The following is an 18,180-nucleotide window of genomic DNA, read 5'->3' as shown; positions in this document are numbered from 1 at the left end:
CTAAGCATGGCAAAAAAAGGCACCCGGCGTAACCGGTTCGCGTACCGGCTGTCCGAGTGAAAGTCGCCACCCGCGGCGTGCGTAATCTGGCGGGGTGTCACGGATCGCCTACTTCGGCCCCCAGGGAACCTTCACCGAACAGGCCGCGCGCCGGCTCGTCCCCGGTGAGGAGCTGATCCCCGCGGAAACCATTCCGGCGGCGCTGGCCGCGGTGCGCTCGGGTGCGGCCGACGCGGCCTGCGTGCCGATCGAGAACTCCGTGGAGGGCGCGGTCACCGCCACCCTCGACAGCCTCAGCGAGGCCGAGCCGCTCGTCGCGGTGGCGGAGGTGCTGCTGCCCGTCCACTTCAGTGTGCTGACCCGGCCGGGGACGACCGAGATCCGCACCGTGGCGAGCCATCCGCACGCGCTCGCGCAGGTCCGTCACTGGGTCGAGGCGAACCTCCCCGGCGCGCATCCGGTCGCGACGTCGTCCACCGCGGCGGCCGCGGTCGCGGTCGACGCGGGCGAGTTCGACGCCGCCGTGACCGCGCCGGTCGCCGTCGAGCACTACCCGCTGGACGTGCTGGCCACCGAGGTCGCCGACGTCCGCGACGCCAAGACCCGGTTCCTGCTGGTCCGTCTGCCCGGCGAGTTGCCGGAGCCGACCGGGGCCGACCGCACGTCGATCGTCGCCGCCGCGACGAACCGGACCGGGGCCCTGGCGGAACTGCTCACCGAACTGGCGGTCCGCGGCATCAACCTGACGAAGCTGGACGCCCGCCCGACCAGGAACAACTTCGGCGAGTACCGCTTCTTCATCGACTTCGAGGGACACGTGGCCGAGCCCCGGATCGGCGACGTGCTGGCCGCGTTGCGCCGTCGGTGCCGCAACGTGCGGTTCCTCGGTTCCCATCCGCGGGCGGACGACGGCATGACCGCGGTGGAGCAGGGCGCCGCCAACGAGGACTTCACCGAAGCGATCGACTGGGTCGAGTCGGTCCGGAAGGGAGCACAGGCGTGAAACTTCTCCTTGTCCGTCACGGTCAGACCGACGGAAACGTGCGGGGCGCGCTCGACACCGCGCTGCCCGGCCCGCCGCTCACCGAACTGGGCCGCGAACAGGCCAGGGACCTCGCGACGCGGCTCGACGGTGAGCCGATCGTCGCGGTTTACGCCTCACAGGCCGTCCGAGCCCAGCAGACCGCGGCGCCGCTGGCCGCCAAGCTCGGCGTCGACGTCCAGGTTGTCGACGGGGCGCACGAAGTCGCCGCGGGCGATCTCGAAGGCAACACCGACAAGGACTCGGTCGCGACCTACATGAGCGTCGTGCGCCGGTGGACGCTCGGCGAACTCGGTGCGCCGATCCCCGGCGGCGAGACCGGCGCGCAGGTCCGCACCCGGCTGCTCGACGCGGTCGCCCGGCTGCGTGCCAAGCACGAGCAGGCCGACCCCGACGGCACGGTGGTGCTGGTGAGTCACGGCGGCGCGATCCGGCTCGGCGGCGAGTGGCTCGCCGGGAACGTCACCGCCGAGGTCGCCAACCAGGGCCTCATCCCGAACACCGGCATCGTCGAACTCGCCGCCACCGCCGACGGCTGGACCTGCCTCACCTGGGCGGACGTCCCCGTCGACCCCGCCTGAGGCCACTCCCTCCCTTCGCGTTTCGTCCTCTGGTTGCGGTCCTTGCACGCGCAAGGACCGCAACCAGAGGACGAAACGCGAGCGTTTGCCTCCGTTTCCGCCGGGGAATACACCCCACGAGATCGATTAACACCTTGTGGGGAATTAACCGGGGGAGCGCAACCTCTGGGATCGCCAACACGTCTACTGATCGGTGGGTCACCCGGCTACAGGGAGGCGAAGGACCATGGTTCGTTCGAAGATGATCTCCATCGGCGGTCTCATCGCGGGTACCGCCGGACTCCTGCTGCTCAGCGCTTGCGGTTCGGAAACGGCCCCGGTCGCGCAGAGTTCGTCCACGACGCCGTCCAGTCCGGCGGCGGAGACCTCACCCGCGCCCAGTGCGAGTTCGAGCCCGGTGCCGACAACGCAGCCCGCACAGGGGCAGGCTCCCGCTCCGAAGAACGACGGGCTGTGCAAGGCAGGCGACGTGAAACTCTCGGTCGCGAACGGTGACGCGGCGGCCGGGACGGTGTACCGGAAGCTCGTCATCACCAACTCGAGCGGGCACGCGTGCACCATCCAGGGCTTCCCCGGCGTCTCCTACGTGACCGGCGCGGACGGCCACCAGGTCGGTGAGGCAGCGTTCCGTGACGGTGACAAGGGCGGCCCGGTGCAGCTGAACAACGGCGAGAGCGCGTCCGCCGACCTCGGCTTCGTGAACGTCCGCAACTACGACGAGGCGGCCTGCAAGCCCACCGAGACCCGTGGCCTGCGGGTCTACCTGCCGCAAGAGACCGCGTCGAACTTCGTGCCGGTGCAGGGGCTCGGCTGCGCGGGGAAGATCCCCGGCAACCAGCTGACCGTCAAGACGGTCCACAAGGGAGCGTGACCGCCTAGAGCTGGGTGCAGAGCTGTTCGGCCTGTGCCAGGTGCCGCTGGCCGGAGATCTGGTTGAAGTGCAGGCTGAACACCATTCGGCTGACACCGTCGATGTGCTCGGCCAGCGGCCGGTAGGTGTCGTTGGCGGCCGCCGCCGCGGCGGAGAGTTCGCGCGCTGCCGTCATCCTGTGCAGGATCTCCGGGGCCAGGACCGCCACGGTCCGGTCGCCGGGCGCGGCGTCGGTGGTGTCCGGGATCGTGCCGACCCTCGCCAGTGCCTGACACGCGTCCTGCGCGTCTTCGAGCGCTCCCGCGTTGACGCTCGAGAGAGCCCACAGCATGCCGATCACGCTGGCACCGATCACGAAACCGGCGACCGCGGTGAGCACTTGCGGGCGTCTGGAAGGTTCTGTCGTCCCCACGCCGGCCTCCGGCACCAGTGTCTGCTGCATCGCGGACCTCCTCGCCAGCTGGCGGTGATGCGCTATTCCAGCACCAACGGCCCGACTTTTCACCGGTCTTGGTGGAGTACCCGCAAGGCCGTGGCCGATTCGTCATCTGAACCCGGTCGCAAGGCGGCGAACGCGAAGCCCGCGACGCCGAACAGCAAGAGCCCGGACGTGAGGAACGTCCGGGACGGGGAACCGAGGGCGTGGGTGAGGACGCCGCCGAGCAGGGCCCCGACCGGGATCGCCCCCCAGACCACGGTGCGCCATACGCCGAGGACGCGACCGAGCAGTTCGCCGGGGACGAGCGTGTGCCGCGCCGTGCCCAGCACGATGTTCACCGAAACGACGGCCGCCGCGAACAGTCCGAACAGGGCCGCCCCCGCCACCGGCGAATTCGTCAGGCCCATGCCGGTGAACGCCGCGCCACAGCAGGCGGTGCCTCCGAGGAGCACCGTGCGACGGCTGGACGTCTTCACCAGCCGTGGGGCGATGGCCGCGCCGAGCAAACCGCCGATGCCGCCGACGAACGCGAAGAGCCCGAAGGCCGCTTCGCTGAGACGTAGGTACTCGATCGCGTACAGCACCAACTGCGCCTGGGCGAGTTCGCTGACCAAGCTGATCAGCCCAGCGACGATGACTAGTCGCAGCATCAGGCGATTGCCCTTCAACCAGCGGAAACCCTCCGCCAGCTCGGCGCGCAAACCGGTGGACGCGCTCTCGGAGGCCGTAGAAGGACGAGCCCGGTAGCTCCCGGTGAGTCCGATCAGCACGACCGCCGCGATCGCGAAGCCCACCGAGTTGAGCAGGAACGGGAAAGTCGCGAAGAGCGCGAAGGTGACACTACCGACTGGTCCGCCGAGGAAGGTTTGGCCGACGATTTCGCAGGCCTGGAGCTTGCTGTTCGCGCTGTCGAGCGAACCCTTGCCGACGACCGCCGGGACGAGCACGTTCGCGGCGCTGTCGGCGACCACCTCCGCGACGCCGATGAGCAGGGCGGCGGCGTAGACCACCCAGATCGTCACCCCGCCGGCCGCGACCAGGGCGGCCATCCCGCCGACGACCACCGCTCGGGCGGTGTTCGCGACGATCATCGCGCGTCGCCGGTCGATCCGGTCCAGCAGCGCGCCCGCCGGGAGCGCGAAGAGCAGCCACGGCAGGAACTGGGTCGCCGAGAGTCCGGCGATGAGCAGTGGGTCGCGGGTCAGGGTGACCGCGAGCAGGGGGAACGCGACCTTGCCGACTCCATCGCCGAGATTCGACGCCGCACTGGACGCGAGCAACCAGCGCAATCGCCGGTCGCCCCTCCCGTGTGCCGTCGACTCGGCCATGCACGCCTCCCCAGGCATTCGACGGCACCGGCCGGCGAGTGGAAAAGTCAGCGGGGTTGTCGCCCAAAGTTGTGGGCTTGTTACGCCCAGTTAAAAATCCGGAGAGCCCTTGGTGTCCGACGCACGAAAATCACCGACCGTGCCGCCTTCGGCGCGAAATTCGCCGTGAAGGGAGCAGGGGACCTTTGCTGATCGCCTGTCCCGCGGCTCAGCCCCAGCCGAGTTCGTGCAGGCGCGCGTCGTCGATGCCGAAATGGTGGCCGACCTCGTGGACCACCGTGATCAGCACCTCCTCGACGACGTCTTCCTCGGTGTCGCACATCTCAAGCAGCGGTCGCCGGTAGATCGAGATCCGGTCCGGCAGCACCCCGCCGTACTCGTGGGTCCGTTCGGTCAGCGCGACCCCGTGGTAGAGCCCGAGGATCGTGGGCGACTCCTCGTTGAACTCCTCCACCAGTACCACCACGTTGTCCATGGCGTCCGCGAATTCGGGCGGAAGCTCGTCCAGCGCCTCCGACACCAGTTCTTCGAAGCGCTGCTGGGTCATCTCGACGGGCACGGGCTCACCCGCCGGTCTTCGGAGCCGAGGAAGACGGCGGCGGGCTCGTCTGGCCGCCGTCGGAGGGCGGGGCCTCGCCGTCGCCGACCTTGACGCTCCCGGTGATCGGGGCGAGCCCCTTGTTGTCCGGCAGGGCCGCCGCCACCTTGCAGTTCACCAGCGTCGAGCCGGCGTCCCAGCTCTCCTGCTCGCGGACGTCCCAGCTGAGGATGACCTTCTTCGCCGCCAGGTCCGCGTTGCCGGTGTAGTCCTGCGCGGCCGTCGAGCACTCGGTGTCCAGCCAGGTGTTCTGCTGTTCCTGTGACGGGTAGGCGTCCTTGAACTTCGTCTTGAGGTCGAGCGTCGCGATCATCTCGTAGGAGTGCGGCTGGGCACAGTCGACAGGGTCGCCGAAGCTGTTGTTGAGCAGCGCGAGGCAGGTGCCGGGCTCCCACACCGCGGACTGGTTCTGCTCCTTCGCCTGCCCCTTGGTCGGCTGCAGCTTGCCGCCCTGGCCCGCCCACTGCAGGCCGCACCGCAGCTGCCGGTCGCCGTCCTCCCACTGTGCGGGAGTCGGCCGGAGCAGGTTCATGCTCAACTTGCCGTAGGGATCCAGCGTTCGGCCGAGGTACGGCTTGACGTCGACGGTGCAGCGTGACCGGGAGATCTCCTGCCACTGCTCCAGGTTCGGGCTCGGCACGCCAGCCGGATACTGCGCGCCGATGTCGACGATGCTGGTGACCTCGAATAGATGGGACTCCGCGCACGGCACCCGCCGCACGTCGTTGGCGTCCGGGTTGTTCCAGGTCAGGCAGGTGCCCGGGGGAGATTGGAACGCTTCGACCGCCGCGGGTGACAGTTTGGGGGCACCGCCGCCCGCACCGCCCACCGGGCCCACGTTCCACGAGAACGCCACACTCAGCGAAAGCGCGATGAGCGCGCCCACGAACACACCGGCCATGACGAGCCGGGTGCGCAGGGTGCTCAGCGCGTTTCGCGGATCACGGAACCGCTCGGCCTGTTGAGACATCCACTCCATGATGCCCGCGCCGCACGTAAGGTGCGTATACCGGGTGGTTAGTGTTGGACGCGGGATCAAGCCGGCGGGCGATTACGGAGCTTCGATGACGCAGGATGACAACCAAGGGGCACAGCCGCCCCAGGAGCCGCCGAAGCGCGGCTCCATGCGGTTCCAGGACGACAGCACGCAGGCGCGACAGCCTTCGCTGGCTGAGCAGCGGGCACGGCAGCAGGCACTGGCGGAGCAAGAACGCCAGGAGGTGCTCGACGCCGAAGCCGCTCGCGCCGCCGAGAAGAAGTCTTCGACCAAGAAGAAGATCCTGATCGGGACCGGCGTGACCGTCGGGCTGGTCGGCTTGGTCGCGACGTTCTACACCGTCGCGAAGCCGGATGAGGTCACGGCGGTCTGCGCCACCAAAGACACGGAGATCGTCCAGGACGACCGGAACTGCGACGAGAACCACGTCCGATCACAGGGCGGGTACTCGTCCGGTGGGTTCTTCTTCATCCCGATCGGTGGTTTCGGCGGCGGCTACAACAGCTACCGCTACAACTACGGCGGTTCCGGCGCGATCGGGCAGCGGGTGTCGGGCGGTTCGTACACCGCGCCGTCGGGGGCGAACGTCAGCACCAAATCGGGCAAGTCCGTCCAGCGTGGCGGGTTCGGCATCAGCGGCAAGAGCGGCAGCAGCGGTAAGAGCGGGGGCTCGTAGGTGTACCGGGATTCCAAGCCGCCCCGGCGGGACTGGCAGAACATCGTCGAGGAGCAGGGCCTGGTCTTCGGCACCCCCGCCCGTGACGGCTCCGGCAAGTCCCGGCCGTACTGGGACGAGTCGGTCCACTACGTCTTCGAGATGGACGAGATCCTGTCCGTCGAGGCGGACGTGGAACTGCTGCACTCGATGTGCCTCGAAGCCGTCGACAACGTGGTGACCACCGAGCAGTACCACCGCTTCGGCATCCCCGAGTGGGTCTGGCCGCATATCGCCGAGTCGTGGAAGCGGCAGGATCCGCACGTCTACGGCCGGTTCGACCTGCGCTACGACGGCAAGAGCCCGGCGAAGCTGCTTGAGTACAACGCAGACACCCCGACATCGCTGCTCGAGGCCGCGGTCCTGCAGTGGCACTGGAAGACGTCGGTCTTCCCGGAGGACGACCAGTGGAACTCGATCCACGAGAAGCTGGTCGAGCGCTGGGGCGAACTCGCCGACAAGCTGCCCTCCAACGAACTGCACTTCACCTGGTCTTCCGCCGATCCGTCCGGTGAGGACCACGTGACGACGGCGTACCTGCAGGAGACGGCGGCCGAAGCCGGACTCGACACCGTCGGCCTGTCGATCGAGGAGATCGGCTGGGACCCGGTGCTCAAGCGGTTCGTCGACCTCGAAGAACAGCAGATGGCGACCGTGGTGAAGCTCTACCCGTGGGAATGGGTGGTCGACGAGGAGTTCGGCCGCTTCGCCATTGAGACCATGCCGCGCACGCTGTGGGTCGAGCCGCTGTGGAAGATGATCCTCTCCAACAAGACGCTGCTCGCGATCCTGTGGGAGAACTACCCTGGGCACCCGAACCTGTTGCCCGCCTTCGCCGACGACCCCGGCTTGCTGACCGAATACGTCCGCAAGCCGAAACTCGGCCGTGAGGGCGCGAACGTGCAGATCGTCGCCACCGGGTACGAGACGCAGACCGACGGCGTCTACGGCGCCGAAGGCTACGTTTACCAGGCGTTCGACCCGCTCCCGGAGTTCCAGGGCTACCGGCCCGCGCTCGGCGCCTGGATCGTCGGAGACCACGCCGCCGGCCTCGGGATCCGCGAGACGGCAGGACTCGTCACAGACGACGGTGCGGCGTTCGTCCCGCATCGCATCGTCGAGTCGTGATAGAAGCAACCCGCACAAACCTGACATTCTCGACCCGTACCTCTGGGAGCACCCTGTGACGACCACCCTTGCGCTGTCCGACACGTTCGGCTCCGACCTCGTGCGAGGGATCGGCGCGATCCTGCTGTACGGCGTCGTCGGCCTATTGCTGATGTTCGCCGGGTTCTGGGCGATCGACTGGACCACGCCCGGCAAGCTGGCCCAGCTGGTCAGCCGCGGTTTGCCGAACGCGGTCATCGTCACCGCGTCGGGCCTGCTGTCGATGGCGTTCATCGTCGTCGTGGCGATCGCGAACTCCGCCAGCGACCTGACCGAGGGCCTCATCACCTCGCTGGTCTACGGCCTGCTGGGCATCGTCGTGCAGGTTCTGGCGGTCCGGCTGCTGGAGTGGGCGACCCGCATCGACGTCCGCTCGACCATCGAGAGCGAGAAGTTCGCCCCGGTCAGCGTCGTGGTCGCCGCCGCGCACCTCGCCCTCGGCCTGGTCGTGGCCGTCGGCATCTCGTGACTTTCCCGACCCTCTGAACACGGCAAAGGCGCACGAAGCCCACTAACGTGGGAGTCGTGCGCCTTTTGAGGACACCAGACAACCGGTTTTCGGACCTGCCCGATTTCGATTTCGAACCGCGCTACGCGGAACTCGTCGACCTCCACGGCGGCGTGATCAGAGTGGGTTACGTGGAGGCCGGACCCGCGGATGGGCCGCCCGTTCTCCTGCTGCACGGCGAGCCCACCTGGTCCTACCTCTATCGCAAGGTCATCCCGGTGCTCGCCGACGCCGGACTACGCGCCATCGCGCCCGACCTGGTCGGCTTCGGCCGTTCCGACAAACCCGGCGACATGGTCGACCACACCTACCAGCGGCACGTCGAGTGGATGCGCGCGTTCGCCTTCGACGTGCTGGACCTGACCGAGGTCACCCTGGTCGGCCAGGATTGGGGCGGACTGATCGGCCTGCGGCTGGTCGCCGAGAACCCCGGCCGCTTCTCCCGCGTCGTCGCGGCCAACACCGGCCTCCCCAGCGGCGACACCGACATGCCGGAGATCTGGCACAAGTTCCGCGGCACCATCGAGAAGTCCCAGGTCCTCGACGTCGGCCGGTTCGTCCAGTCGGGCTGCCAGATCAAGCTGTCCGAGGAGGTCCGCGCCGCCTACGACGCGCCCTTCCCGAACGAGATGTACAAGGCCGCGCCGCGCGCGATGCCGTCACTGGTGCCGATCACGCCGGACGACCCGGCCTCGGCCGCCAACCGGGCCGCGTTGAAGGTGCTCGCCGAACTGAACAAGCCGTTCCTGGTCTCGTTCTCCGACGGCGACCCGATCACCGCGCCATGGGGTCTCGAACTGCGGGGCTCGATGCGCGGCGCCCGCGAACTCGAGCATCCGACGATCACCGGGGCCGGTCACTTCCTCCAGGAGGACGCCGGCACTCGCTTTGGCGAGGTCATCGCCCGATTCGTGAAGTCCTGACCGGATGCTATGAACGGTCCGTTACTTGCAAAATTTGCAAGTAACGGACCGTTCATAGCACGGGGGTGGGCTCAGGAGATGGCGGCCAGGGCGTCCGTGATGATCCCGAGCCCCTCGGCCGCCTCATCGGCCGTGAGCGTCATCGGGGGCGCGATCCGCAGGACGTTGCCGTACAGCCCGCCCTTGCCGATCAGCAGCCCGCGCGCCCTGGTCTCCTCCATCATCCGCGCCGCGGCCTGGGTGTCCGGCTCCATGCTGCCCGGTTTGACCAGTTCGACGCCGATCATCAGGCCCTTGCCGCGCACGTCCCCGAGCACCGGGTTCCCCGCCGCGCGCAGGCCGTCGAGCAGTTCTTTGCCCCGCGCGAGCGCGTTGGCCTGCAGGTCGTGATCGGCGATGTGGTCGAGTACCGCGGCCGCGCCAGCCATCGCGACCGGGTTGCCGCCGAAGGTCGAGATCGAGTTCGCGGTCAGGCAGTCGACGAGGTCGCCGCGCGCCACGAGACCGCCGACCGCGAGACCGTTGCCGAGGCCCTTCGCGAAGGTCATCGCGTCGGGGACGACGTCGTGCGCCTGGATCCCCCAGTAGTGTTCCCCGGTCCGTCCCCAGCCGGTCTGGACCTCGTCGGAGACGAACAGGATCCCGTACTGGTCGAGGACCTCCTTCATCGCCTTGAACAGGCCGTCCGGCGGTGAGCTGAACCCGCCGATGCCCTGGATCGGCTCGACGATCATGCAGGCGACGTCGCCCGAAGTACCCGTCTCGAGGACGTCGACCAGGTCCGCGACGCACGCGTCGATGTACTCCGTGTCCGACAGCGCCCGGAACGGGCTGCGGTACCGGTAGCCACCGTGGACGTAGCTCACCTTCACCGGGCTGAGCGAAGACGCCGACCAGCCGCGGTTGCCCGTCACGCCGCCCGTCGCGAACGACCGCCCGTGGTACGAGTTCCGCATCGCGAGCACCTGATTGCTGCGCCGGTACTGCGTGGCGAGCATCAGCGCGGTGTCGTTGGCTTCGGTCCCGGAGTTGGTGAAGAACACCTTCGCGTCCGGGATGCCGGAGAGCTTCGCGATGCGCTCGGCCAGTTCGACCTGTGAGCGGATCAGGTACAGCGTCGAGGTGTGCAGGATCCCGGTGTCGAGCTGCTTGCGCACGGCGTCGCTGATCGCCGACACGTCGTAGCCCATCGAGTTCGTCAGGATGCCCGCGAAGAAGTCGAGGTAGCTGCGCCCGGTCGAGTCGACGACCCGGCGGTCCTGCGCGTGCACGATCTCGATCGGCTCGTCGTAGTAGAGCGCGAGCCACGACGGGAGTACCGCCTTGTGCCGCGCCAGCAGGTCCGCATCGGTCATCGGGTTTCTCCGTCCGCAGCAAGGAATCCGGGGTCGGGCTCAGTATGGGGACGGCCCGAAACGGGCGACAACGATCAGACTGTCGGGTTATCCGCGGCGGCCCGCACAGTGTGTACGGGGAAACTGCCTCGAAGCGCGCGAAGACCACGGACTACCCTCTGCACTCGTGATTGACCCCAGGACTCTGCGCGATGACCCGGACGTCGTGCGCGCTTCGCAGCGCGCCCGTGGCGAGGACGAAGGAGTGGTCGACAAGCTGCTCTCCCTCGACTCCCGCCGCCGGTCTTCGATCGCCGCCGCCGACAAGCTGCGCGCCGAGCAGAAGTCGCTGGGCAAGCTCATCCCCAAGGCCCAGGGTGACGAGCGGGCCGAACTGCTCGCCAAGGCGAAGGACCTCGCCGCCCAGGTCAAGACCGCCGAGGTCGAGCAGACCGAGGCGTCGGAGGAGTTCGAGCAGCTGCACCGTGTGGTGCCGAACCTGGTCCACCCCGAAGCACCCGAAGGCGGCGAGGACGACTACGTCGTGCTCAAGCACGTCGGCGAGCCGAAGAAGTTCGACTTCAAGCCGAAGGACCACCTCGAACTCTGCGAGGGGCTGGGCGCGCTCGACATGGAGCGTGGCGCGAAGGTCTCGGGCTCGCGGTTCTACTTCCTCACCGGCATCGGCGCCCAGCTGCAGCTCGGCCTGCTGAACATGGCCATCGCGCAAGCGACGGCGAACGGCTTCACGCCGATGATCACGCCGACCCTGGTGCGGCCGGAGATCATGGCGGGCACCGGCTTCCTCGGCGCGCACTCGTCGGAGGTCTACCGGCTGCGCGACGACGACCTGTACCTCGTCGGCACCTCCGAGGTCCCGCTCGCCGGCTACCACGCCGACGAGATCCTCGACCTCGGCAAGGGCCCGAAGCGCTACGCGGGCTGGTCGTCCTGCTACCGCCGCGAGGCAGGCTCGTACGGCAAGGACACCCGCGGCATCATCCGCGTCCACCAGTTCGACAAGGTCGAGATGTTCGTCTACACGCGTCCCGAGGACGCCGAGGCCGAGCACGCGCGCCTGCTGGACTGGGAAGAGCAGATGCTCGCCAAGATCGAGGTCCCGTACCGGGTGATCGACACCGCCACCGGCGACCTCGGCACCTCGGCGTACCGGAAGTTCGACTGCGAGGCGTGGGTGCCGTCGCAGGACACCTACCGCGAGCTGACCTCGACGTCGAACTGCACCACGTTCCAGGCCCGCCGCCTCGGCATCCGCTACCGCGACGACGACGGCCGCCCGCAGACCGTCGCCACGCTGAACGGCACGCTCGCCACCACCCGGTGGATCGTCGCGATCCTGGAGAACCACCAGCTCGAAGACGGTTCGGTCCGGGTGCCGGAAGCGCTCCGCCCCTTCCTCGGCGGAACCGAGGTGCTCGCGCCGACATCGAAGTAGGGTCCGCGCCGAGAAAGCCGATCACCAGTAGGGTGCGTGCGGGCCGATGAGGAGGGACGCATGCGGTTTCGGAATTCGCTCGCGCTCGGGCTGACGGTGCTGGCGCTCGGCGGCTGCACGTCGAAGATCGGCGGTACGGCCGCACCGGTGCCCGGCCAGGGACCGGTGATCACGAAGGCCGAGCCGTGCGCGCTGCTGACGCAGGAGCACGCGACGGCGCTGGGAGTCGCGTATCCCGGTGCGGAACGCCCCGCCAGGCCCGAGCAGAAGGTCCCCGCGGTCTGCCGGTTCAAGAAGTCGGACGACGTGCGCAAGGCGTCGAACCTCGAGGTCTCGTTGAGCAAGGACCTGTCCTTGAACGACTACATGAGCGGCGCGCAGCCCGGCGAGAAGTTCGGGATCGGCGGTTTCACCTGGACGCGGTACGCCACCATCCTCGGCAAGACCTACTGCTCGCTGAGCACGGAACTCACCTCGGACACCTTCGTGGAGATCGCCAGCGAGAGCCCCGACCGCACCGAGGGCAACGCGTGCGACCTCGCCAAGGCGGCGGCCCCGGCCGTGGCGTCGAAACTGCCGGGCGGGCAGCAGGATCCGCAGATCACCGCCCCGCCAGGGCAGAAGCCCGCCGAGCCAGGCGGGCCACTCGTGACCACGGACCCGTGCGCCATGCTCAAGCCCGAACAGACCGCCCAGTTGCGCCTCGGCGCGGCAGGCGAGCCGATGAAGTCCACCTCCGATCCGAATGTGGTCGGCTGCGAGTGGGCCGACACCGACGGCGACAAGGGAGAGAAGGCGTTCGACCTCTGGTTCTACCCGGCGAAGCCGATGGACGAGGTCCCCACGCTGATCACGCAGGGTGAACCGCAGGATTTCGACTCGGGTGACCGCAAATGGAAGCTCTACACCGAGTCGGGCAGCAAGTTGTGCGCGGCGGGCCTCTCGATCACCGCGACGTCGACGGTGGCGATCATCGCGGGCAACCTCGATGATCCTGCGAAGGCGTGTGAGGTGATCAAGGCCGCCGTTCCGATGCTGAACGGGACCTTGCCCGCTTCGTCTTAGTCCGACACCTCGTCGGCGATGTGCTTCGCGATCTCCAGTGCGCTGGTCGCCGCCGGTGAGGGCGCGTTGAGGACGTGCACCTGGTTCCGCGCGGTCTCGATCAGGAAGTCGTCGACGAGCGCGCCGTCCGGGCGCAGCGCCTGCGCCCGCACGCCGGAGCCGTGCCGCACGATGTCGTCCTCGGTGACGGCGGGGACGAGCCGCGCGAGGCTTTCGGCGAAGCGGCGGCGGGAGAACGATCGGCGGACCTCGGCGAGCCCGGTCGGATACGCGTACTTGCGCGCGAGCCGCCAGACGCCGGGAAAGCGGGCGACTTCGGCGAGGTCCTTCGCGGAGACGTCGCGCCAGGTGTAGCCCTCGCGGCGCAGCGCGAGCACGGCGTTGGGGCCGGCGTGCACGCTGCCGTCGAGCATGCGGGTCAGGTGCACGCCGAGGAACGGCAGCGACGCGTCCGGGACCGGGTAGATCAGGCCTCGCACCAGGTGGCGGCGTTCGGGCTTGAGTTTGTAGTACTCACCGCGGAACGGCACGATCCGCGCGCTCGGGGTGAGCCCGGCGAGCCGCGCGACCCGGTCCGCGTGCAGGCCCGCGCAGTTGACGAGCGCGTCCGCGTGGATCACGTCGTCGCCGGTAGCCACCTCGACGCCACCGGTGCGGCCCGCGCGGATGCCCAGGGCGGGGGTGCCGAGGCGCAGGTCGGCGTCGGACTCGTCGAGCAGCCGGACCAGTGCGGTGCAGACGGCCGGGAAGTCGATGATGCCGGTGGACTCCACGCGCAACGCGGCGACGCACGAGACCTCGGGTTCGTACTCGCGGGCCTCACTCGGGGTGATCAGCTTGGCCGGGACGCCGTTGACTTCGGCCCGTTCGGCGAGCACCTTCAGCGCCGGAAGCTCCGCTTCGGAGGTGGCGACGACGAGTTTGCCGCAGACCTCCACCGGCACCCCGTACTGCCGTGCGAAGTCCACAATGGACCGGTTACCCGCGCCTGCCATCCTCGCTTTGAAGGACCCCGGCTTGTAGTAGAGGCCGGCGTGCACCACGTTCGAGTTGTGCCCGGTCTGGTGGGCCGCCCAGCGGTCCTCCTTCTCGAGCACCGTGACGTCCAGGCCCCGTTTGGTCAGTTCCCAGGCCGTGGCGAGACCGACGATCCCGCCCCCGATGACTACGACAGTGCGCACGATCGACCAGGCTACCCGGGTCGTTACCTGACAGTCGTCAGGTTCGGTGGTAGCGTACCTGACCAATGTCAGGTAAGCGGTTGAGCAGGGACGAACGCCGGGAGCGGATCCTGGCCGCGGCGGCGCGCGTGTTCGCCGCGTCGGGATACGACGCGTCCGGGATGCGCGAGGTCGCGACGGCGGCCGGGATCACCACGCCCGTGCTCTACGACCATTTCCCGTCCAAGGCGCGGCTGTACGCCGGACTGCTGGAGTCCGAAGTGGACAGTCTGCTGGCCGGCTGGGACGCGCTGCCGCAGTCGGACACCGCCGAGGAGCTGCTGCGCGGCAGGGTCGCCGCGATCTTCGCCTGGATGGAGACGAACGAACGCGGTTGGCGGATGATCTTCGCCGAGACGCCGTCGGATCCGGCCGTCGCCGAGGTGCACCGGCGCGGGCAGGTCAGAGCCACCGGGCAGCTGACCGAGGTGTTCGCGCAGGTCCCTGGCCTGGCGCTGACCGCGGATCTGCCGCGCGACCGCGCGAACGAAGCTCTCGCCGAAGCGGCGAAGAGCGCACTGAACGCCATCGCCACCTGGTGGTGGAGCAACCGCGACATCCCGCGGGAGCAAGTCGTCGCGCTCACGACGGATCTGTTGTGGCGCGGTCTGGGAAACCTGATCCAGGAGGACGTATGAGCGTGCGGACCACCGAGCGGTACCGCCGGGCCCTCGAGACACGGGACGTCGACCTCGCACTGAGCGCCTTCGCGCCGGACGCGGTGGTGCACTCGCCGCTGACCGGCCGGGTCCGGTTCACCGGGCACACGGAACTCGGGCCGCTGCTGGAAGTCGCGTACTCGCATCTTCGCGACGTTCGATTCCACACCGACACCGGTGACGCCTCGACGCGGGTCGTCGTCTACAGCGCGCGCATCGGCGGTGAGGAGATCGAAGAGACGGCGGTGCTGAAGCTCGACGAGGACGGGCTCATCGCCGAAGCGACGTTGTTCGTGCGGCCGCTGCCCGGGCTCGTCGCGCTGATAAACGCCTTCGGCCCGGACATCGCGCGCCGCAACGGCCGCCCCTTCGCGGCGCGGTTGCTCGCTGTGGCCGCCAAACCCTTGTTGGCCATGGTCCGGTCGGGCGACAAACACGCCGTCCCGCTCGCCGGACCGAGGAGCTGAAGGACGCTTTCCCCGCATGTGACGTAGGGAAAGCGCCCTTCACCGCGTCGCATGCGGGGAAAGTCCCCTTCAGCCCGTCGGAACGGGGGCCGGCGCAGGCTCCTCTTCTGGATCTTCGAGAACCTTCGGCACCCCGCGCAGCGTGAACAACGCACTGACCGCCAGCAACGCCATCAGCCCCGCCGAGGCCAGCATCGTCACCTGCATCCCGTCGACGAACGCCAGTTTGGCGCTGTCCAGCACCACGGCGCCTTGCGAAGGCGGGAGCTGCGTCGCGACCTGGACCGCGCCACCGAGGGTGTCCGCGATCGCCCCGGCCGCCTCGGGCGGCACACCCGCCGGGATGACGAGTTCGCTGCGGTACAACGCGCCGAGCGCACTGCCGAGGACCGCGATCCCCAGCGCGCCGCCGAGTTCGGTCGCCGTTTCGGAGATCGCCGACGCCGCGCCCGCCCTGGCCTTCGGCACGACGCCGAGCACCGTGTCCGTCGCGGTCGCGAGGATCAGCGCCAGCCCGACCCCGAAGATGATCATCGCCGCGAGCAGATCCGTGTACACGATCGTCACGCCGATACCCGAGTACAACGCGAAGCCGACCGCCGAAAGACCGCACCCGAGCGCGATCGTGACCGCCCGGCCGAACGCCTTGATCGCCAGCGGCGCGAGTACCCCGCCGAGGATCGCGCCGCCCATCCCCGGCAGTCCGGCGAGCCCGGCCTTCAGCGGCGTCCAGCCTGCCACCAGCTGCAGATATTGCGCGAACATCAGGGAGACCGCGAGCTGCGCGAACATCGCCAGGATCGTGGTGCCGACGGTCGCCGAGAACGCCCGCTGCGCGAACAGTTTCAGGTCCATCAACGGCTCGGCCAGCCGCGGCTGCCGCAGGACGAACGCCACCACGCCGCCGAGGCCGAGTACCGCGGCGACCGTGATGTCCCAGTGACCCCACCCCTGGTACGCGACTTCCTTGATCGTGTAGACGATCCCGACCATGCCGACGATGGACAGCAGCACGCTGACCACGTCGATCCTCCCCGGTACCGGGTTCTTCGACTCGGGCAGGATCAGCGCGCCGGCGATCACCAGCACGATCACCACCGGCACGTTGACCAGGAACACCGAGCCCCACCAGAAATGGTCGAGCAGGACACCGCCGACGAGCGGCCCCATGCCGAAACCGAGGATCGTCAGCCCGCTGGAGACCCCGATCGCGGCCGCGCGTTCCTTGCCGGTGAACACGTTCCGGATGATCGACAGCGTCGACGGCATCAGCGTCGCGGCGGCGACCCCGAGCAGCGCGCGGGCGGCGATCAGCAGCTCCGCGGTCGGCGCGTACGCCGTGATCACCGAAGCGACGCCGAACAACGACGCCCCGATCAGCAGCAGTTTCTTCCGGCCGACGCGGTCACCGATGTTGCCCATCGTGATCAGCAGCCCGGCGAGCGCGAACCCGTACGCGTCGGCGACCCACAGCATTTCCGTTGTCGACGGGCGCAGCTGTTCCGAAAGGGACGGCAGCACCAGATGCAGGACGGTCAGGTCGATCGCGATCAGCAGTTGCGCGAGGACGCAGACCACGAGTGTGCCGATCTTGCGGCCCTTGCCGATGTTCACCTCGACACGCCGAAGGTGAGTTCCGGCGAGTGGCGCGCGGCGCCGTTTTCGCCGTCGCCGAGATAGAACCGCGTGCTCATGGTGCGGGCCGCCGGGTCGAAGACGCTGCGCCACAACGTCCGCCACGGCGCGCCCGGCTCGATCGCGACGGATACCGCGTCGAGCGCGTCGCGCGGCCCGGTGTCCGCCTCCTTGGTGAGGGTGCGCAGTCGCCGGTAGGTGAGGAAGGTGCCGGGGGTGTCCTCCGGCAGCGCGTCGATGTCCGGGTGCCGGTGCAGAGGGTGGTTCGTGACGCACAGCGGCCCGTCGGCGACCTCGACGAAGTACTCGACGTCGTACGCGCCGCGTTCGTAGACGAAGCCGCGGCCGGAGGCGTCGGCGACGATGTAGTGGCAGGGCGCGCCGTGGTCGTACTGCTTGGCGAGCATCAGCGCTTCCTTGGCCTCGTCGACGTTCTCACAGGTATCCAGCAGATACCGGCAGACCTGCGGCACCGAGAGACCCGCCTGCGGGCCGGGGTCGTGCTCCAGTGGCGCGGCCGCTTCGATGTCGGCCATCAGCAACGCGACGACGAGCCCGGCCTCGTTGACGCCTTCCATCGCACCGTCCACGGTGGACATGGAAAGCGACGTCGAGGCGATGCCGTCGTCGGGGATCGTGGTCAGCACATAGGGCCGCGACGCCATCGGCACCGTTGCGTCGTCGACGGGGTCCGCGCCCGCCATCACCGCCCCGAGCTGTGTCCAGCTCAAGGTGAAGAAGTCGTAGTTCCGGCCGAGCGTGCCGCCGTTCCACACCGCCGAGCAGCCGGACCCGGCGGGCAGCGCCGAGGCGTCGTCGAACGAGACCGCCGCGTCCACCGGGAGCCCGTAGGCCTCGGCGAACCCGGCCGCGCGTTCGGCGTACTGCGGCCAGTTCCGCGCGAACCAGACGCGCCGGGCCCTGGCCACGATCGGATCGATCGGCGGCGGAGACCAGCCGGAGCGCGCCTTCATCTCGGCCGCGAGCGCGTGGCCGATCTCGGCCTGGGTGCCGCGCAGCGTCAGATGCCGCACGGCGAGGAAGTCTTCGGGTGATCCCGCGATGTAGGTCATGGCGGCGAGCGTGGCCGCGACCGCTGACGACGCACGCACCGGCGGCTGACCGTCAGTGGCCGTGCTTGTCATCGGAATGTCATGTGCCCCGCGCGAAAGTCG

General features: G+C 68.9%; 19 protein-coding genes. 11 read left to right on the top strand and 8 right to left on the bottom strand.

Going from position 1 to position 18,180, the window contains the following annotated elements:
- Positions 1-94: 94 nt before the first annotated feature.
- The 3 genes from pheA (at position 95) to ACM6LU_RS05005 (ending at position 2,494) form a co-directional block, all read left to right on the top strand.
- On the top strand, positions 95-1,003 hold the full coding sequence (pheA, locus tag ACM6LU_RS05015) for a prephenate dehydratase (RefSeq protein WP_414936358.1): 909 nt from the start codon (positions 95-97) through the stop codon (positions 1,001-1,003).
- Positions 1,000-1,623 (top strand): histidine phosphatase family protein, encoded by a 624-nt coding sequence (locus ACM6LU_RS05010; RefSeq protein ID WP_414936357.1) that lies wholly within the window; start codon positions 1,000-1,002, stop codon positions 1,621-1,623. The genes pheA and ACM6LU_RS05010 overlap by 4 nt, the downstream gene beginning before the upstream one ends.
- Positions 1,624-1,849: 226 nt before the next feature.
- Positions 1,850-2,494, top strand: a complete 645-nt coding sequence (locus ACM6LU_RS05005; protein ID WP_414936356.1) for a DUF4232 domain-containing protein — start codon at positions 1,850-1,852, stop codon at positions 2,492-2,494.
- A 4-nt stretch (positions 2,495-2,498) separates the two neighbouring features.
- Here ACM6LU_RS05005 and ACM6LU_RS05000 read toward each other — a convergent pair whose 3' ends face one another.
- From ACM6LU_RS05000 to ACM6LU_RS04985, 4 genes are all read right to left on the bottom strand, one after another.
- Positions 2,499-2,936: a hypothetical protein gene (locus tag ACM6LU_RS05000; protein WP_414936355.1), complete on the bottom strand. Its 438-nt coding sequence runs from the start codon at positions 2,934-2,936 to the stop codon at positions 2,499-2,501.
- Positions 2,937-2,995: 59 nt separating this feature from the next.
- Positions 2,996-4,261 (bottom strand): MFS transporter, encoded by a 1,266-nt coding sequence (locus tag ACM6LU_RS04995; RefSeq protein WP_414936354.1) that lies wholly within the window; start codon positions 4,259-4,261, stop codon positions 2,996-2,998.
- 208 nt (positions 4,262-4,469) lie between these two features.
- On the bottom strand, positions 4,470-4,820 hold the full coding sequence (locus tag ACM6LU_RS04990; RefSeq protein WP_093936420.1) for a metallopeptidase family protein: 351 nt from the start codon (positions 4,818-4,820) through the stop codon (positions 4,470-4,472).
- Positions 4,821-4,824: 4 nt separating this feature from the next.
- On the bottom strand, positions 4,825-5,829 hold the full coding sequence (locus tag ACM6LU_RS04985) for a septum formation family protein (protein ID WP_414936353.1): 1,005 nt from the start codon (positions 5,827-5,829) through the stop codon (positions 4,825-4,827).
- Between the two features lie 94 nt (positions 5,830-5,923).
- Here ACM6LU_RS04985 and ACM6LU_RS04980 point away from each other — a divergent pair, with 94 nt between their 5' ends.
- From ACM6LU_RS04980 to ACM6LU_RS04965, 4 genes are read left to right on the top strand one after another with little or no spacing between them, the layout of a single operon-like run.
- The gene (locus ACM6LU_RS04980; RefSeq protein WP_414936352.1) at positions 5,924-6,532 is read left to right on the top strand and encodes a hypothetical protein; all 609 of its coding nucleotides are present in this window, start codon (positions 5,924-5,926) and stop codon (positions 6,530-6,532) included.
- Positions 6,533-7,699 (top strand): glutathionylspermidine synthase family protein, encoded by a 1,167-nt coding sequence (locus tag ACM6LU_RS04975; RefSeq protein WP_414936351.1) that lies wholly within the window; start codon positions 6,533-6,535, stop codon positions 7,697-7,699. It begins immediately after the preceding gene.
- Between the two features lie 55 nt (positions 7,700-7,754).
- Positions 7,755-8,207, top strand: coding sequence for a DUF350 domain-containing protein (locus ACM6LU_RS04970; protein ID WP_101611747.1), 453 nt, complete (start codon positions 7,755-7,757; stop codon positions 8,205-8,207).
- Positions 8,208-8,263: 56 nt separating this feature from the next.
- The gene (locus tag ACM6LU_RS04965) at positions 8,264-9,169 is read left to right on the top strand and encodes a haloalkane dehalogenase (protein WP_414936350.1); all 906 of its coding nucleotides are present in this window, start codon (positions 8,264-8,266) and stop codon (positions 9,167-9,169) included.
- Between the two features lie 71 nt (positions 9,170-9,240).
- Here ACM6LU_RS04965 and ACM6LU_RS04960 read toward each other — a convergent pair whose 3' ends face one another.
- A complete protein-coding gene (locus ACM6LU_RS04960; protein ID WP_414936349.1) occupies positions 9,241-10,524 on the bottom strand; it encodes an aspartate aminotransferase family protein in 1,284 nt (427 codons plus the stop codon).
- A gap of 166 nt (positions 10,525-10,690) precedes the next feature.
- Between ACM6LU_RS04960 and serS the strand changes: the two genes are divergently transcribed.
- Positions 10,691-11,959 carry a serine--tRNA ligase gene (serS, locus tag ACM6LU_RS04955; RefSeq protein ID WP_414936348.1) on the top strand — a complete coding sequence of 423 codons (1,269 nt, stop codon included), beginning with the start codon at positions 10,691-10,693 and terminating at the stop codon, positions 11,957-11,959.
- Between the two features lie 60 nt (positions 11,960-12,019).
- Positions 12,020-13,024 (top strand): DUF3558 family protein, encoded by a 1,005-nt coding sequence (locus ACM6LU_RS04950; RefSeq protein WP_414936347.1) that lies wholly within the window; start codon positions 12,020-12,022, stop codon positions 13,022-13,024.
- Here the strand turns inward: ACM6LU_RS04950 and lhgO are convergent.
- Complete coding sequence (gene lhgO / locus ACM6LU_RS04945; protein ID WP_414936346.1) at positions 13,021-14,271, bottom strand: L-2-hydroxyglutarate oxidase; 1,251 nt, start codon at positions 14,269-14,271, stop codon at positions 13,021-13,023. The two genes, ACM6LU_RS04950 and lhgO, sit on opposite strands and share 4 nt — an antisense overlap.
- Positions 14,272-14,285: 14 nt before the next feature.
- Between lhgO and ACM6LU_RS04940 the strand changes: the two genes are divergently transcribed.
- Positions 14,286-14,882, top strand: a complete 597-nt coding sequence (locus tag ACM6LU_RS04940; protein ID WP_414936345.1) for a TetR/AcrR family transcriptional regulator — start codon at positions 14,286-14,288, stop codon at positions 14,880-14,882.
- Positions 14,879-15,370 carry a nuclear transport factor 2 family protein gene (locus tag ACM6LU_RS04935; RefSeq protein ID WP_414936344.1) on the top strand — a complete coding sequence of 164 codons (492 nt, stop codon included), beginning with the start codon at positions 14,879-14,881 and terminating at the stop codon, positions 15,368-15,370. The genes ACM6LU_RS04940 and ACM6LU_RS04935 overlap by 4 nt, the downstream gene beginning before the upstream one ends.
- 69 nt (positions 15,371-15,439) lie before the next feature.
- Here the strand turns inward: ACM6LU_RS04935 and ACM6LU_RS04930 are convergent, their stop codons facing one another.
- Both ACM6LU_RS04930 and ACM6LU_RS04925 read right to left on the bottom strand, forming a co-directional pair.
- A complete protein-coding gene (locus ACM6LU_RS04930) occupies positions 15,440-16,984 on the bottom strand; it encodes an MFS transporter (protein WP_414936343.1) in 1,545 nt (514 codons plus the stop codon).
- Positions 16,981-18,150 carry a C45 family autoproteolytic acyltransferase/hydolase gene (locus ACM6LU_RS04925; protein ID WP_414936342.1) on the bottom strand — a complete coding sequence of 390 codons (1,170 nt, stop codon included), beginning with the start codon at positions 18,148-18,150 and terminating at the stop codon, positions 16,981-16,983. Before ACM6LU_RS04925 ends, ACM6LU_RS04930 begins: the two co-directional genes overlap by 4 nt.
- Positions 18,151-18,180 lie beyond the last annotated feature (30 nt).

The organism is Amycolatopsis sp. cmx-11-51 (assembly GCF_047608665.1).
Taxonomy (GTDB): Bacteria; Actinomycetota; Actinomycetes; order Mycobacteriales; family Pseudonocardiaceae; genus Amycolatopsis.
Note: the sequence above shows the minus strand (reverse complement) of the source record. Positions and strands in the feature narration are given on the sequence as shown.

Excerpts from the sequence above, each read along its gene's own strand:
- ACM6LU_RS05005 (WP_414936356.1), top strand. The coding sequence starts at position 1,850 with ATGGTTCGTTCGAAGATGATCTCCATCGGCGGTCTCATCGCGGGTACC.
- ACM6LU_RS05000 (WP_414936355.1), bottom strand. The coding sequence starts at position 2,936 with ATGCAGCAGACACTGGTGCCGGAGGCCGGCGTGGGGACGACAGAACCT.
- ACM6LU_RS04995 (WP_414936354.1), bottom strand. The coding sequence starts at position 4,261 with ATGGCCGAGTCGACGGCACACGGGAGGGGCGACCGGCGATTGCGCTGG.
- ACM6LU_RS04985 (WP_414936353.1), bottom strand. The coding sequence starts at position 5,829 with ATGTCTCAACAGGCCGAGCGGTTCCGTGATCCGCGAAACGCGCTGAGC.
- ACM6LU_RS04980 (WP_414936352.1), top strand. The coding sequence starts at position 5,924 with ATGACGCAGGATGACAACCAAGGGGCACAGCCGCCCCAGGAGCCGCCG.
- ACM6LU_RS04960 (WP_414936349.1), bottom strand. The coding sequence starts at position 10,524 with ATGACCGATGCGGACCTGCTGGCGCGGCACAAGGCGGTACTCCCGTCG.
- ACM6LU_RS04950 (WP_414936347.1), top strand. The coding sequence starts at position 12,020 with ATGCGGTTTCGGAATTCGCTCGCGCTCGGGCTGACGGTGCTGGCGCTC.
- ACM6LU_RS04935 (WP_414936344.1), top strand. The coding sequence starts at position 14,879 with ATGAGCGTGCGGACCACCGAGCGGTACCGCCGGGCCCTCGAGACACGG.
- ACM6LU_RS04925 (WP_414936342.1), bottom strand. The coding sequence starts at position 18,150 with ATGACAAGCACGGCCACTGACGGTCAGCCGCCGGTGCGTGCGTCGTCA.